General features: G+C 67.3%; 13 protein-coding genes. 7 read left to right on the top strand and 6 right to left on the bottom strand.

Annotation, left to right across the window (positions count from 1 at the left end; translation table 11 throughout):
- Positions 1-31: 31 nt before the first annotated feature.
- Positions 32-685 carry a VPLPA-CTERM sorting domain-containing protein gene (locus JF290_RS19415; RefSeq protein WP_233155076.1) on the bottom strand — a complete coding sequence of 218 codons (654 nt, stop codon included), beginning with the start codon at positions 683-685 and terminating at the stop codon, positions 32-34.
- Positions 686-899: 214 nt separating this feature from the next.
- On the opposite strand from JF290_RS19415, the gene JF290_RS00580 reads away from it, so the two are divergent.
- Complete coding sequence (locus JF290_RS00580; RefSeq protein ID WP_199022768.1) at positions 900-1382, top strand: thioesterase family protein; 483 nt, start codon at positions 900-902, stop codon at positions 1380-1382.
- Positions 1383-1450: 68 nt separating this feature from the next.
- On the top strand, positions 1451-1906 hold the full coding sequence (locus JF290_RS19410) for a DUF4177 domain-containing protein (RefSeq protein WP_233155075.1): 456 nt from the start codon (positions 1451-1453) through the stop codon (positions 1904-1906).
- 9 nt (positions 1907-1915) lie between these two features.
- Here JF290_RS19410 and JF290_RS00570 read toward each other — a convergent pair whose 3' ends face one another.
- Positions 1916-2146: a DUF333 domain-containing protein gene (locus JF290_RS00570; RefSeq protein WP_199022767.1), complete on the bottom strand. Its 231-nt coding sequence runs from the start codon at positions 2144-2146 to the stop codon at positions 1916-1918.
- A 37-nt stretch (positions 2147-2183) separates the two neighbouring features.
- Positions 2184-2441: a BolA family protein gene (locus JF290_RS00565; protein WP_199022766.1), complete on the bottom strand. Its 258-nt coding sequence runs from the start codon at positions 2439-2441 to the stop codon at positions 2184-2186.
- 107 nt (positions 2442-2548) lie between these two features.
- On the opposite strand from JF290_RS00565, the gene JF290_RS00560 reads away from it, so the two are divergent.
- Complete coding sequence (locus JF290_RS00560; RefSeq protein WP_199022765.1) at positions 2549-3175, top strand: DnaJ domain-containing protein; 627 nt, start codon at positions 2549-2551, stop codon at positions 3173-3175.
- An 81-nt stretch (positions 3176-3256) separates the two neighbouring features.
- Here JF290_RS00560 and JF290_RS00555 read toward each other — a convergent pair whose 3' ends face one another.
- On the bottom strand, positions 3257-3673 hold the full coding sequence (locus JF290_RS00555; RefSeq protein WP_199022764.1) for a thermonuclease family protein: 417 nt from the start codon (positions 3671-3673) through the stop codon (positions 3257-3259).
- Positions 3674-4125: 452 nt separating this feature from the next.
- On the opposite strand from JF290_RS00555, the gene cobS reads away from it, so the two are divergent.
- The gene (cobS, locus tag JF290_RS00550; RefSeq protein ID WP_199022763.1) at positions 4126-5112 is read left to right on the top strand and encodes a cobaltochelatase subunit CobS; all 987 of its coding nucleotides are present in this window, start codon (positions 4126-4128) and stop codon (positions 5110-5112) included.
- A gap of 117 nt (positions 5113-5229) precedes the next feature.
- Positions 5230-7104 (top strand): cobaltochelatase subunit CobT, encoded by a 1875-nt coding sequence (cobT, locus tag JF290_RS00545; protein WP_199022762.1) that lies wholly within the window; start codon positions 5230-5232, stop codon positions 7102-7104.
- A gap of 282 nt (positions 7105-7386) precedes the next feature.
- On the opposite strand, the gene JF290_RS00540 is transcribed toward cobT, so the two are convergent.
- Entirely contained in the window at positions 7387-7743 is a 357-nt protein-coding gene (locus JF290_RS00540; RefSeq protein ID WP_199022761.1) for a hypothetical protein, read from the bottom strand.
- A 129-nt stretch (positions 7744-7872) separates the two neighbouring features.
- On the opposite strand from JF290_RS00540, the gene JF290_RS00535 reads away from it, so the two are divergent.
- Both JF290_RS00535 and JF290_RS00530 read left to right on the top strand, forming a co-directional pair.
- Entirely contained in the window at positions 7873-9663 is a 1791-nt protein-coding gene (locus JF290_RS00535) for an aminopeptidase P family protein (protein WP_199022760.1), read from the top strand.
- A 69-nt stretch (positions 9664-9732) separates the two neighbouring features.
- Positions 9733-10077 (top strand): DUF427 domain-containing protein, encoded by a 345-nt coding sequence (locus tag JF290_RS00530; protein WP_199022759.1) that lies wholly within the window; start codon positions 9733-9735, stop codon positions 10075-10077.
- Between the two features lie 203 nt (positions 10078-10280).
- Here the strand turns inward: JF290_RS00530 and JF290_RS00525 are convergent, their stop codons facing one another.
- Entirely contained in the window at positions 10281-11969 is a 1689-nt protein-coding gene (locus JF290_RS00525) for a chloride channel protein (RefSeq protein WP_199022758.1), read from the bottom strand.
- Between the last annotated feature and the right edge of the window lie 179 nt (positions 11970-12148).

The raw sequence follows: 12148 nt of genomic DNA, 5'->3' as shown, positions 1-12148 counted from the left end.
TCAGCATGTCATCCAGCGGTGGATCGTTGGATCAGGCGGCCTTGCGGCGGCGCTTGACGGCGGCGAGGCCACCCAGAGCGCCGATCAGCAGAAAGCCCGCGGCCGGAAGCGGCACCGCAGCGGTCAGCGTATCGCCGTTCAGCTTGACGCCGAGCGCAGCCTGGGTCCGCGACCCTTCGAACCACGTGATCTCGAAATCGGCAAGGCCACCGAGTCCGCCGTCGAAGTTGAAGCTGAAGTTGCTTGGCGCGGTCAGACCTTCCTGGCGGCCGATTTCGCTGCCGTTGACCTTGATCGAGAAGCCGTCATCGCTGAACACGTCGAACACGTTGTTGCCAGCACCGACACTGATCGTGCCGGCGATGGTGATGACCGATCCCAGCATGTCGATGGTGCCGGCCGAGGCCGGGTTGAGCGATGCAGCATCGGCCCCAAGGAACGCGTTCAGGTCGGTGAACGTGTAATTTGGCGGCGTTCCGTAATTGATCCCGGTCGACTGGAAGGTCGCGTCCGGAGTCGGGTTGCCCGCGAGGAATGCCTCGGCGAGGGTCATGGTGTTGGTCAGCGGCGAACCGCCGCCCTGGTTGCCGCCGGTGTCGTAGAACGTGCCTTGAAGCGTCGCGGCATATGCGCCGCTCGCGAGGCTCATGCCCGCGGCCGCCACGATGGCCAAAAGTGTTTTCATTGGTCAGTCCTTCCCTTGAAACGATAAATACACGCGCCCGGGTTCCCGCCCGAACGCGTCAAGACATTAACAGAAGGTTAACGCATCACCTACTGTTTACTGACCCGGATCGATCCAATTGTCAGAGGGGCCGGACGGGTGCCCGATGCAAAGGCGTTTGACGCGCCCGGCAAAGCCGGTAGGGTCGCGGCGCAAAAAAGGGAAAGAGATGCGAATGACACAAGCCGCCCCATTCATGTCGAGTCTGATGACGGTGAAGCCGGACTGGATCGACTATAACGGCCACCTGAACATGGCCTATTACAACGTGTTGTTCGACAGCTGTGCCGACGAGGTCTATGCGGAGCTCGGCTTTGGCCCGGACTATGCCAAAAGCCGGGGGTTCACCACCTACACCGCGGAATTCCACGTCTGCTATGTGCGCGAGCTGCACGAGGGCGACCGGGTGCGGGTGAGTTTCCAGCTGATCGACCATGACGAAAAGCGGTTCCACACCTACCAGGAGCTGTTCCACGAGGATGGCTGGCTGGCCGCCACGGGCGAGGCGCTGGGATTGCATATCGACATGAGCGGACCGAAGGTCGCGCCCTTTCCGCCCGACGTGGCCGAGAAGGTCGCGGCGATGGCGAAGCGCCATGCCACCCTGCCCCGGCCCGAGCGTGTCGGGCGCAGTGTCGGGATCCGGCGCAAGGGCTGAGCGCGGGGTCTGGCGCTTTGACGCCGGGGTGCTATAGGGTGCCCGGCAGCAGGATTTCGGGAAATCAGATGTCGCGATACGAATACAAGGTGGTTCCGGCGCCGGCGCGCGGGCAGAAGGCCAAGGGCGTCAAGACGGCGGAGGGGCGTTTTGCCCTGTCGGTCGAAACCGTGTTGAACGAGATGGGCGCTGCGGGCTGGGAGTACCAGCGCGCCGAACTGCTGCCGAGCGAGGAACGCAGCGGGCTGACCGGCTCCACGACGAACTGGCGCAACGTCCTGGTGTTCCGCCGGCCGCTCGAGGTTGGTGCCAACAGGGACGCGCATGCGCCGCGGGTGCTGGATGCGCCGGGCGCACCGGCCCCGGCCATCGTGCCCGCGCCGTCGGTGGTCGCCGGGGACGGGGCGGCCGTGCCGGTGCAGTCTCCGGATGCCGAGGAGCGCGCGGGCCATGCGGGTGAGGCGCCGGGCCTCGCGGACGACGCGCCCGAGACCGCCGTGGAAGACCGGCACGAGCGCGGCTGACAGGCCCGCTCAGGCGGGGGCGTTGGCGCGGAAATGCGCCCAGGCGTCGACCTCCGTGCCGTCGGGCAGCACGCAGATCCCGGTTTCGGCGCCGGCGGCGTCCTTGCGGATCTGGTATCGGCCGCCCTCTTCGATGCAGAACGTGGCCGCGGGATTGGCCAGGGTGGCCGGGTTTTCCTCGGCGCAGGCCGCCAGGAGCAGACCGGTCAGGGCCAGCGGGGCCGATGTGGACGGGCGCATGGGAGACTCCCCTGGTGCAGACGTGGCGCGGGCTGCGTCAGACGCCGATGTCCAGCGACAGGGCGTGGATGCGCCCCACCAGGTCCGGGCCGAGCGCGGCGTGGACCGCGCGGTGACGCTGGATCCGGGACTGGCCGGCAAAGGCGGGCGAGCGGATCATCACGTTGAAATGGCTTTCGCCACCGTCCCGGTAGCCGGCATGGCCGCGATGGCTTTCGCTGTCGTCCACCACGTCCAGCGCGGTCGGCGCGAAGGCCTGTTCCAGTCGGGTGGTGATGTCTTGGGTCACGGTCATGTTGGTCGATTTGCAGCAGTTTTTTTGCTGCACCCTCTTCTATCTGTCGAGACTTACATTAAACTCTGTGCTCCGAGTCGAAAAGATGTGTCGAGAAGGGATCTGAAATGACAAAACCTGACCCGTTTGGCTTCGACATGTCGATCAAGTCGGCGAAGAAAAAGAACCCGCGCGGACGGCGCAGCATGTCCGGCGCGTCCGAGACATCGGTGCGGCAATGCGAGCACGAGGGCTGCGAGGAGCCGGGCAAGTTCCGGGCGCCCAAGGCCCCGGACGTGCTGGACGATTATTACTGGTTCTGTCAGCAGCATGTGCGCGAATACAACCTGAAGTGGAATTTCTTCGACGGCACCACCGAGGCCGAGATCAACGCGCAGCAGTCCAAGGACAAGGTCTGGGAACGCACCACCAAGCCGATGAGCGACCCCGAGGCGCGGGCCTGGGCGCGGCTGGGCATCGAGGATCCGCACCAGGTGCTGGGCGCGAACGCGACCCAGAACCCCGGGCGCAACAACGGGTCGGGCCGGCGTCTGCCGCCGACCGAGCGGCGCGCGGTCGAGATCCTCGAGGTCAAGGACAGCTGGACCAAGACCGAGGTGCGCAAGGCCTACAAGAAGCTGATCAAGGTGCTGCACCCGGACATGAATGGCGGCGACCGCAGCCAGGAGGAACAGCTGCAGGAAGTCGTCTGGGCCTGGGACCAGATCAAGGCCAGCCGGAACTTCAAGGACTGACCGGCGCGGGGGCGCTGCCCCCGTCCGCCTGCGGCGGACTCCCCCGGAGTATTTCTGTGAAGATGAAAGACGGTCCGGGCGTCAGTCGCTCCGGGCCCTGGTGCGGATATCGGTGCGGAGGCGGATCGAGGCGTGGCCGAACCTGCCGTTGGCGAGGCGGCGGCGGGCGCCCTCGGGTTCGAGGGAGCGGTATGTCCCGCCTGAGAACCGCGCGCAATCGAGCGCCAGCCCCTGGCGGACAAGCTCGGCACCGATGTCGCGACCGTCGGGCAGGAAACAGGTGCCGACCAGCCGATCGTGGGAGCGTTCCCCATCGAGCCGTGCGGTGATGGTCTGCCCCTTGCAGATCGCGACCATCGCCCATTTCGATTTTTGCCCCCAGGGCATGTCGCGTTCCGGCGCGTCGATGCCGGCCAGGCGGATTTTCGTCTTGCCGATCCGGATCGTGTCGCCGTCGATCACGTGGGCCTTGCCGGTGAGGACGCGGTCAGGCGGCATCGGCGGCAGGGTCGGGGTGGGCTGCGCGGGCGCGGCGTGTGCCGCGGTGTCCGGGCGTCGAACAGGGCGTGGGACGGGGCTGCGGGGTGGCGGCGGCCCCTCGGGACGCGGGGGGGGCGTCGGTCGCGCCGCGTTTGACCACCGTGACGGCCAGATACACCAGGGCGCCAAGCGCCAGGCTCAAAATCGCGGCGTCCATGCCGATACTCGTCTCACAGCGAAAACACGGCGGGATCTGGCTTCTGCGGGCGGGTGAGGTCAAGGCGATGCGGGGCCGAACGGGTCGTGCCGCCTCCGTCGCGCGGCGCCCTGGCGCGCGGCAGAGGCGGCGCGATCCGGGGAGCACGGCGAGAATTATGGCGTGCTCCCCTTGCTCTTGGCCGCCAGATGTTGCACCACGTCCGGGTTTCACGGGGGCAACCCCAAGCCAGCTAGCGACAAGGACGACGGACATGGCCGATGGTGCGATGGACATGAATGCGAAGCCGACGGAGGACGTGTCTGTCCGCGACGTGTTCGGAATCGACACGCCGATGACGGTCAAGGGGTTTGCCGAACGCACCGAGCGGGTGCCCGAGGTGGATCATACCTACAAGTTCGATCCGGACACCACGCTCGCGATTCTGGCCGGGTTCAGCCACAACCGCCGGGTGATGATCCAGGGCTATCACGGCACCGGGAAATCGACCCATATCGAGCAGGTCGCCGCGCGGCTGAACTGGCCCACGGTGCGGGTGAACCTGGACAGCCACATCAGCCGGATCGACCTGATCGGCAAGGACGCGATCAAGCTGCGCGACGGCAAGCAGGTGACCGAGTTCCACGAGGGCATCCTGCCCTGGGCCTTGCGCAACCCGACCGCCATCGTGTTCGACGAGTATGACGCGGGGCGCGCGGACGTGATGTTCGTGATCCAGCGGGTGCTGGAGCATGACGGCAAGCTGACGCTGCTGGACCAGAACGAGATCATCACGCCGAACAAGTATTTCCGCCTGTTCGCCACGTCCAACACCGTCGGCCTGGGCGACACGACGGGGCTGTATCACGGCACCCAGCAGATCAACCAGGCGCAGATGGACCGCTGGTCGCTGGTGGCGACGCTGAACTACCTGTCCCATGACGCCGAAAGCGCCATCGTGCTGGCCAAGGCGCCGCATTACAACACCGCCGCCGGGCGCAAGACAGTCGGGCAGATGGTGACGGTCGCGGACCTGACGCGCACCGCCTTCATGAACGGCGATCTGTCGACGGTGATGAGCCCGCGGACGGTGATCACCTGGGCGCAGAACGCCGAGATCTTCCGCAACGTGGGCTATGCCTTCCGCCTGTCCTTTTTGAACAAGTGCGACGAGTTGGAACGGCAGACGGTGGCGGAGTTCTACCAGCGCTGTTTCGACGAGGAACTGCCGGAAAGTGCGGCGAGCACGGCGCTGGGGTGACGCGCGCGGGATCACGCCGGTGGCGTGACGCCTCCGGCGGGAGTATTTGGGCAAAGATGAAGCGGGGCGCGGCGCCCGCTGCTGCCGTCTTTGCCGCAACTGCGGAGTGACAGGGCGATGGCGCAGAAATCCGACAATCCGGCCGATCCGTTCAAGAAGGCGCTGGCCGAAGCCACCAAGGTGATGGCCGACGACCCGGAGCTGACGATCAGCTACACGGTCGACCCGTCGGGCCTGTCGGGCGACGCGATGCGGCTGCCGCAGGTCAGCCGGCGGATGACGCGGGAGGAGGTGCTGCTGGCGCGCGGCACGGCGGATGCGCTGGCGCTGAACCGCAAGTATCACAATGACAGGACCCATGCGCGCTATGCCCCGCCGGGCGACATGGCGCGCGATCTCTACGAGGCGATGGAGACGGCGCGCTGCGAGGCGATGGGGGCCCGGGACATGCCGGGCACGGCGGGCAATATCGACGCCAAGATCGGCCACGAGGCGCTGCGCAAGGGCTATGACCAGATCAGCGATGCCTCCGAAGCGCCGCTGGCGGCGGCGGCGGGCTACCTGATCCGGCACCTGGCCACCGGGCGGGACATGCCTGCGGGCGCGCAGAACGTGATGGAGCTGTGGCGCGGTTACATCGAGGCGCAGGCGGGCGGGCGGCTGGAGAACCTGCAGGACATCCTGGCCGACCAGACCGAGTTCGCCAAGTTCGCGCGGCAGGTGATCTCGGACCTTGGTTATGGCGACCAGCTGGGCGAGGACCCGGACAGCGAGGACGACGATCAGGAAGACCAGGCCGAGGACGACGCCGAGGACGACCAGCAGCCCGACAGCACCGGCGAGGACGACGACGACCAGTCCGCCGATGCCGACCCCGAGCAGAGCCAGGAGGATCAGCAGGACCAGTCCCAGGCGCAGGTCAGCACCGAGGACATGGCCGACCAGGACCTGGGCGAGGATGCCGAGATGCCCGAGGGCGAGGCGCCGCTCGAGCCGCCGGCGCCGCAGCCGTTTTCGGACGCCGATCCGAACTATCGCGTCTACAAGGGCGATCACGACGAGGAGATCGCCGCCGAGGATCTGGCCGAGCCGGTCGAACTGGAGCGGTTGCGGGCCTACCTGGACCAGCAGCTGGAACCCCTGAAAGGGGCCGTCTCGCGGCTGGCCAACAAGCTGCAGCGCCGCTTGCAGGCGCAGCAGAACCGCAGCTGGGAGTTCGACCGCGAGGAAGGCATTCTGGATGCCGGTCGGCTGGCGCGTGTCGTCGCGAACCCGACGACTCCGCTGAGCTTCAAGGTCGAGAAGGATACCGAGTTCCGCGACACGATCGTGACGCTGCTGCTGGACAATTCCGGGTCGATGCGCGGGCGGCCGATCTCGATCGCCGCGATCTGCGCCGACGTCCTGGCGCGCACGCTGGAGCGCTGCAACGTCAAGGTCGAGATCCTCGGCTTCACCACCAAGGCGTGGAAGGGCGGGCTGGCGCGCGAAGCGTGGCTCAACGATGGCCGGCCGCAGCAGCCGGGCCGCCTGAACGATCTGCGCCACATCATCTACAAGCGCGCCGATGCACCCTGGCGGCGGGCGCGGCCCAACCTGGGGCTGATGATGAAGGAAGGCCTGCTGAAGGAAAACATCGACGGCGAGGCGCTGGAATGGGCGCATCGGCGGATGGTGAACCGGCGCGAGGCGCGCAAGATCCTGATGGTGATTTCGGACGGGGCGCCGGTGGATGATTCCACCCTGTCGGTGAACCCGGCGAATTATCTGGAAAAACACCTGCGCGACGTGATCGCCATGGTGGAGAAGCGCAAGGTGGTCGAATTGCTGGCCATCGGCATCGGCCATGACGTGACGCGCTATTATGATCGCGCGGTGACGATCACCGATGTCGAGCAACTGGCCGGGGCGATGACCGAGCAGCTGGCGGCGCTGTTTGACAGCGACCCGCGGGCGCGGGCGCGTGTCATGGGAATCCGCAAGGCGAGTTGACGCGCCGGGTGTGACCCGGATCACAGATCAGTCGCGACGGATGTGTTAACCATGATGTGCGGGACAGGCAGGATTTCGATCCTGTCCCGCAGCGCCATCCGTTTCGGATGACGCGCGGAAAGGATTTGAGACATGAGCATTTCGGATATCAGACACAGACGCGACCCGGGACCGCAGCAGTGTCCCTGCCCCGCGTGCCGCCGCCCCTGGCTCGGCTGGATGCAGGTCGGGCCGACCGCACGGCAGGAGCGGACGGACGGGAGCGACAAGCGCGTCTAGACGTCAGCGGCCGTAGCGATCGTAGCTGCGGCTGTAACAGTCGCTGTTCAGGCCGGTGACGTTGCGCAGGTTGCGCACGGCGGTGCCATCGGCGCTGAACTCGACCTGCCAATAGGTCAAGCCGATGAAATGGCCGTTGGCATCATAGGCGTTCGTGGTCGCGCAGAGCGCCTGCGTTCCGCCCTTGCGGAAACTGCCCGACAGCTCGAGCCCGCTGACGCGATCGCGGCCGCCGGCCTTCTCGGCCAGCGCGTCGGCGGCGAGGTCCGGCAGGGCGACACGCTCCTCGCTGCTTTCAGCGCAGGCGGTGGCGGGCAGGAGGAGAAGGCAGAGCGGCGCGGCAAATCGGATCATGGTCATAGTCTGTCCCGGTCTGAGTTGGGCACAGACTAGCAAAGCCCGGCCGCGCCCGCCAGAACCGCAAGAGTGCTGGACTTTTCGCGGATCGGGGGACAGGGTCGGCCCATCTCAGGACGTGAAGGGGTCGCCATGTTCCAGACATTCGAGGTCACCGCCCGCCCGGAGCAGGGCCCTCCCCGGCTGGCGCGGCTGCGCGCCGCGATGGCCGAGGCCGGGCTCGACGGGTTCCTGGTGCCGCGCGCCGACGCGCATCAGGGCGAGTATGTCGCCGATCACGACGCGCGGCTGGCCTGGCTGACCGGGTTCACCGGCTCGGCGGGCTTCTGCGCGGCGCTCGGCACGGTCGCAGGGGTCTTCGTCGACGGGCGGTATCGCACCCAGGTCAAGGCGCAGGTGGCCGATGTCTTTACCCCGGTGCCGTGGCCCGAGACCGGTCTGGCCGAGTGGCTGCGCGACCAGTTGCCTTCGGGCGGACGCGTCGGGTTCGACCCCTGGCTGCACACGGTCGCCGAGGTGGAAGGCTGGACCCGGGCGCTGGAAGGATCGGGCATCGAGATGGTGCAGAGCGCCAACCTGGTCGACGCGATCTGGGAGGACCAGCCTTCCCCGCCGATGCGGCCGGTCAAGCCGCACCCGATTGAATTCGCGGGTGAGACGGCGGAGTCCAAGTGCACGCGACTGGCGGAAGTGCTGCGCAAGGCAGGGCATCGCGCGGCAGTGCTGACCCAGCCGGACTCGATCATGTGGCTGCTGAATATCCGCGGCAGCGACATCCCCCGCAACCCGGTGGCGCACGGGTTCGCGGTGTTGCACGACGACGGCCGGGTCGATCTGTTCATTGCCGCCGTCAAGCTTGACGGCCTTGCGGATCACCTCGGCCCGGCTGTGACGGTGTGCCTGCCCGAGAGCCTTCTGCCGGCGCTCGCGGCGCTCGCGGGCCCGGTGCGCTATGACCGCAGCACCGCGCCGCAGAAGCTGGCGGACGCGCTCGGCGCGGCGGGCGTGGCCGGGAATGACCCCTGTGCCCTGCCCAAGGCCACCAAGACCGCGGCCGAGATCGCCGGCAGCGCCGCCGCCCATCTGCGGGACGGCGCGGCCATGGTCGAACTGCTGGCCTGGCTGGATGCGCAGGCGCCGGGCAGCCTGCGCGAGACGCAGGTCGTCAGCCGGCTGGAGTCCTGCCGGCGCAAGGACAACGCGCTGCAGGACATCAGCTTTGACACCATCGCCGGCACCGGGCCGAACGGGGCGATCATGCACTACCGCGTCAGCGAGGAAACCGACTCGGTTCTCGCCGACGGGCATTTGCTGGTTCTGGACAGCGGTGGGCAATATCTCGACGGCACCACCGACATCACCCGCACCATCGCCATCGGCACGCCCGGCGAGGACGAGCGCGCCGCCTTCACCCGTGTGCTGCAGGGCATGATCGCGATGTCGCGGTTGCGCTGGCCCAGGGGGCTCGCCGGACGCGACATCGAAGCCATCGGGCGGATGCCGCTCTGGCTGGCCGGGCAGGATTTCAACCACGGGCTCGGTCATGGCGTCGGGGCCTATCTCAGCGTGCACGAGGGCCCCCAGCGGCTCAGCCGCATGTCGACAGTGCCGCTCGAACCCGGGATGATCCTCTCCAACGAGCCCGGCTATTACCGCGAAGGTGCCTTCGGCATCAGGATCGAGAATCTGCTGGTGGCGCAGGCCGCACCGGCCCTTCCCGGCGGCGATCCCGAGCGCGAGATGCTCTGCTGGCGAACGCTGACCTTCGTGCCGATCGACCGTCGTCTGATCCTGCGCGACAGGCTCACGACAGACGAGCGCGCATGGCTTGACGCCTATCACCGCGAGGTGCGCGAAAAGATCGGCCCGCGTCTGGGCAAGGCGGCGAATGTGTGGTTGGATGCGGCGACCGCGCCGATCTGAGAGGCGCACGGCTCTCGGTCGCGGCCACATCGACAAGGCCGCGACGCTCGTTTTTCGGAAGGACAGAACATGGCAGATCACATCCGCATCCGCCGCCTCGGCGGCGTCTGGACGGTGCGCTCGGGCGGCGCCGTTCTGGGCGAAAGCACCAATGCCCTCGAACTCAGCGAAGGCGACCTTCCCCCGGTGGTCTATTTTCCGCGCGAAGACATCGCCATGGCGATGCTCGACCCGTCCGAGACCACCACGACCTGCCCACACAAGGGCACCGCGCGCTATTTCGACATCGTGAACCGGTCCGCCACGCTGAAAGACGCGGTCTGGAGCTACGAAGACCCACACGACCCTGTCGCCGCGATCAAGGATCACCTCGCGTTTTTCACAGGCGACCTCGTAACCGTCGAGCAGATCTGACGAAGACACCATTTGACGACATCACGGGGGGCTCCGCCCCCGCCGCCCGTGCGGGCGACTCCCCCGGAGTATTTCGGCAAAGATGAAACAACGCAGCCAGACCGGTGTTTTCATCTTCGTCCAAATACTCCGGGGTTTGGGGCAGAGCCCCAAGACACATGCAACCACGCCCAACCGACCCGAGTGCGGCGCAGCTGTGTTTTTCAGGAGTGCTCTTCGGCTGCCGTCGCAGCCAGGGCACGGTTGTAGGCCATCAACGCATCGATGTGGAACAGCGCGCCGACAAGGCGGGGCGTGGCGTCGTCCTTGTCAAGGATCACGACCGGCACGAACCCGTCCTCGGACCGTTCCAGCATCGGCATGGCCGTTTCCAGCGTGCTGGACGGGGTGACGCAGATTCCGTCGGCGATGAGCGCCGCGCAGCGTTCGGGATCGGCGGCGCGCGCGTGGTCGCTGGCACGCATGATCCCGCCGGCCTGGAACATCGACAGCAGGTAGGCCTGCGGCCCGGCGGCGAGGTGGATGTCGCGCCGCTCGAGCTGGGTGAGGAAGAAGGAGCGGTCGACGAGACGGCTTGCAAGCGCGGTCGACATGCTGACGGACACCATCACCGCCAGGCCGATCTGCCAGTCGCCGGTCAGTTCGAAGACGATCAACGTGGTCGAGATCGGCGCGCCAAGGACCGCGGCGGCCACGGCGCCCATGCCGGCGAAGGCATAGAGCGTGTGAATGCCGGAGACCTCGGGCAGGATCGAGGTCGCGATCCAGCCGAAGGCCAGGCCGGTCAGGGCGCCGACCATCAGCGAGGGCGAGAAGACGCCGCCGCCCATGCGTCCGCCGAAGGTGATCGCCACGGCGGCGACCTTGAGCATGGTGAAGACGATCGCTTCGTGCAGCAGGATCTGCCCCTTGAGCGCGGACAGCGTGGTCTCGTAGCCGACCCCGATGATATGCGGATAGAAGATCGCGAGCCCGCCCAGCAGCGCCCCGGCCACCGCCGGACGCAGCCAGCGTGGCAGGCCCGTACGGTCCTGGATGACCCCGCCGACGTCCTCGGCGAAGAAGATCGAACGCATCAGCACCGCCGCGACGATCCCGCAGACCAGGCCGAGGATCAGGAAGGCGGGCAGTTCGACGTAGAATTGCAACGGGCCCGGCGTGATCAGGGTGAACTCGGCGACATCGCCGAAATTCAGCCGGTTGATGACCGTACCGGCGACGCTGGCGATCACGATCGGGGCGAAGGCATGGACCGCGAAATGGCGCAGCACCACCTCGAGAGCGAAGAGCGCGCCCGCGATCGGGGCGTTGAAGCTGGCGGAGACCGCCGCCGCCACGGCACAGCCGAGCAGGTCGCGCCCGGTGATGCCGTCGGCGTGGATGCGGTTGCAGACCCAGGTCGAGATCATGCCGGCCATGTGCACCACCGGCCCTTCGCGCCCGGACGATCCCCCCGAGCTGAGCGTGATCAGCGATGCGGCCATCGAGGCAAATCCCTCGCGGGTCTCGACCCGGCCGTCGCGCAGAGCCGCGCCCTCGATCACGTCCGCGACCGCCCGCACCCGCCCGTCATCGGTGAAGCGATGGAGGATCAGTCCGACCAGAAGTCCCCCGCCGATCGGGATCAGGAGGATCAGGTACCACGGCAGGGACTCGGCGAAACTGTGCAGGTTCTGCACGTCCTCGGTGCCGTAGAGCGCCGCCTGCAGCGCGTTGATGCCCAGCCTGAAGCCGAGCGCGGCGAAGCCCGCGCCGATGCCGATGGCGAGTGCGAGGAACCAGAACTGGATCTGGCTCGGCCCGCGGTGACGCAGAACGCGCAGGCCGTCGCGGCTGCGCGTGACGGCATGCGTCAGGTAGCGGGACAGGAAGGGGCGATCGGGCTGGTCCATCTGGATCTCGTGAAGCTTTGGACCCTGTCTAGGACAGCCACGGGCGTCCCGGAACCCTCTTTGCCGCGCAGGGCCCATATCGGTCGCGCCTGGACGCCGGAGTGGTGCAAATCTGCGGCCTCGTTTCGCGGCGCGGCGAAATGGGCTGGGAGAGACGCGCGATTGGGCGAAGGGTGTGG

Origin of the sequence: Sedimentitalea arenosa, from assembly GCF_016428585.1 — a bacterium.
GTDB classification, from domain to species: Bacteria; Pseudomonadota; Alphaproteobacteria; order Rhodobacterales; family Rhodobacteraceae; genus Sedimentitalea; species Sedimentitalea arenosa.
The sequence above is the reverse complement of the archived record's forward strand: the minus strand, read 5'-3'. Positions and strand labels throughout refer to the sequence as shown.

What these genes read in the sequence shown, in the direction of transcription:
- JF290_RS19415 (WP_233155076.1), bottom strand. Translation starts at nt 685, where the DNA reads ATGAAAACACTTTTGGCCATCGTGGCGGCCGCGGGCATGAGCCTCGCG.
- JF290_RS00580 (WP_199022768.1), top strand. Translation starts at nt 900, where the DNA reads ATGACACAAGCCGCCCCATTCATGTCGAGTCTGATGACGGTGAAGCCG.
- JF290_RS19410 (WP_233155075.1), top strand. Translation starts at nt 1,451, where the DNA reads ATGTCGCGATACGAATACAAGGTGGTTCCGGCGCCGGCGCGCGGGCAG.
- JF290_RS00570 (WP_199022767.1), bottom strand. Translation starts at nt 2,146, where the DNA reads ATGCGCCCGTCCACATCGGCCCCGCTGGCCCTGACCGGTCTGCTCCTG.
- JF290_RS00565 (WP_199022766.1), bottom strand. Translation starts at nt 2,441, where the DNA reads ATGACCGTGACCCAAGACATCACCACCCGACTGGAACAGGCCTTCGCG.
- JF290_RS00560 (WP_199022765.1), top strand. Translation starts at nt 2,549, where the DNA reads ATGACAAAACCTGACCCGTTTGGCTTCGACATGTCGATCAAGTCGGCG.
- JF290_RS00555 (WP_199022764.1), bottom strand. Translation starts at nt 3,673, where the DNA reads ATGCCGCCTGACCGCGTCCTCACCGGCAAGGCCCACGTGATCGACGGC.
- cobS (WP_199022763.1), top strand. Translation starts at nt 4,126, where the DNA reads ATGGCCGATGGTGCGATGGACATGAATGCGAAGCCGACGGAGGACGTG.
- cobT (WP_199022762.1), top strand. Translation starts at nt 5,230, where the DNA reads ATGGCGCAGAAATCCGACAATCCGGCCGATCCGTTCAAGAAGGCGCTG.
- JF290_RS00540 (WP_199022761.1), bottom strand. Translation starts at nt 7,743, where the DNA reads ATGACCATGATCCGATTTGCCGCGCCGCTCTGCCTTCTCCTCCTGCCC.
- JF290_RS00535 (WP_199022760.1), top strand. Translation starts at nt 7,873, where the DNA reads ATGTTCCAGACATTCGAGGTCACCGCCCGCCCGGAGCAGGGCCCTCCC.
- JF290_RS00530 (WP_199022759.1), top strand. Translation starts at nt 9,733, where the DNA reads ATGGCAGATCACATCCGCATCCGCCGCCTCGGCGGCGTCTGGACGGTG.
- JF290_RS00525 (WP_199022758.1), bottom strand. Translation starts at nt 11,969, where the DNA reads ATGGACCAGCCCGATCGCCCCTTCCTGTCCCGCTACCTGACGCATGCC.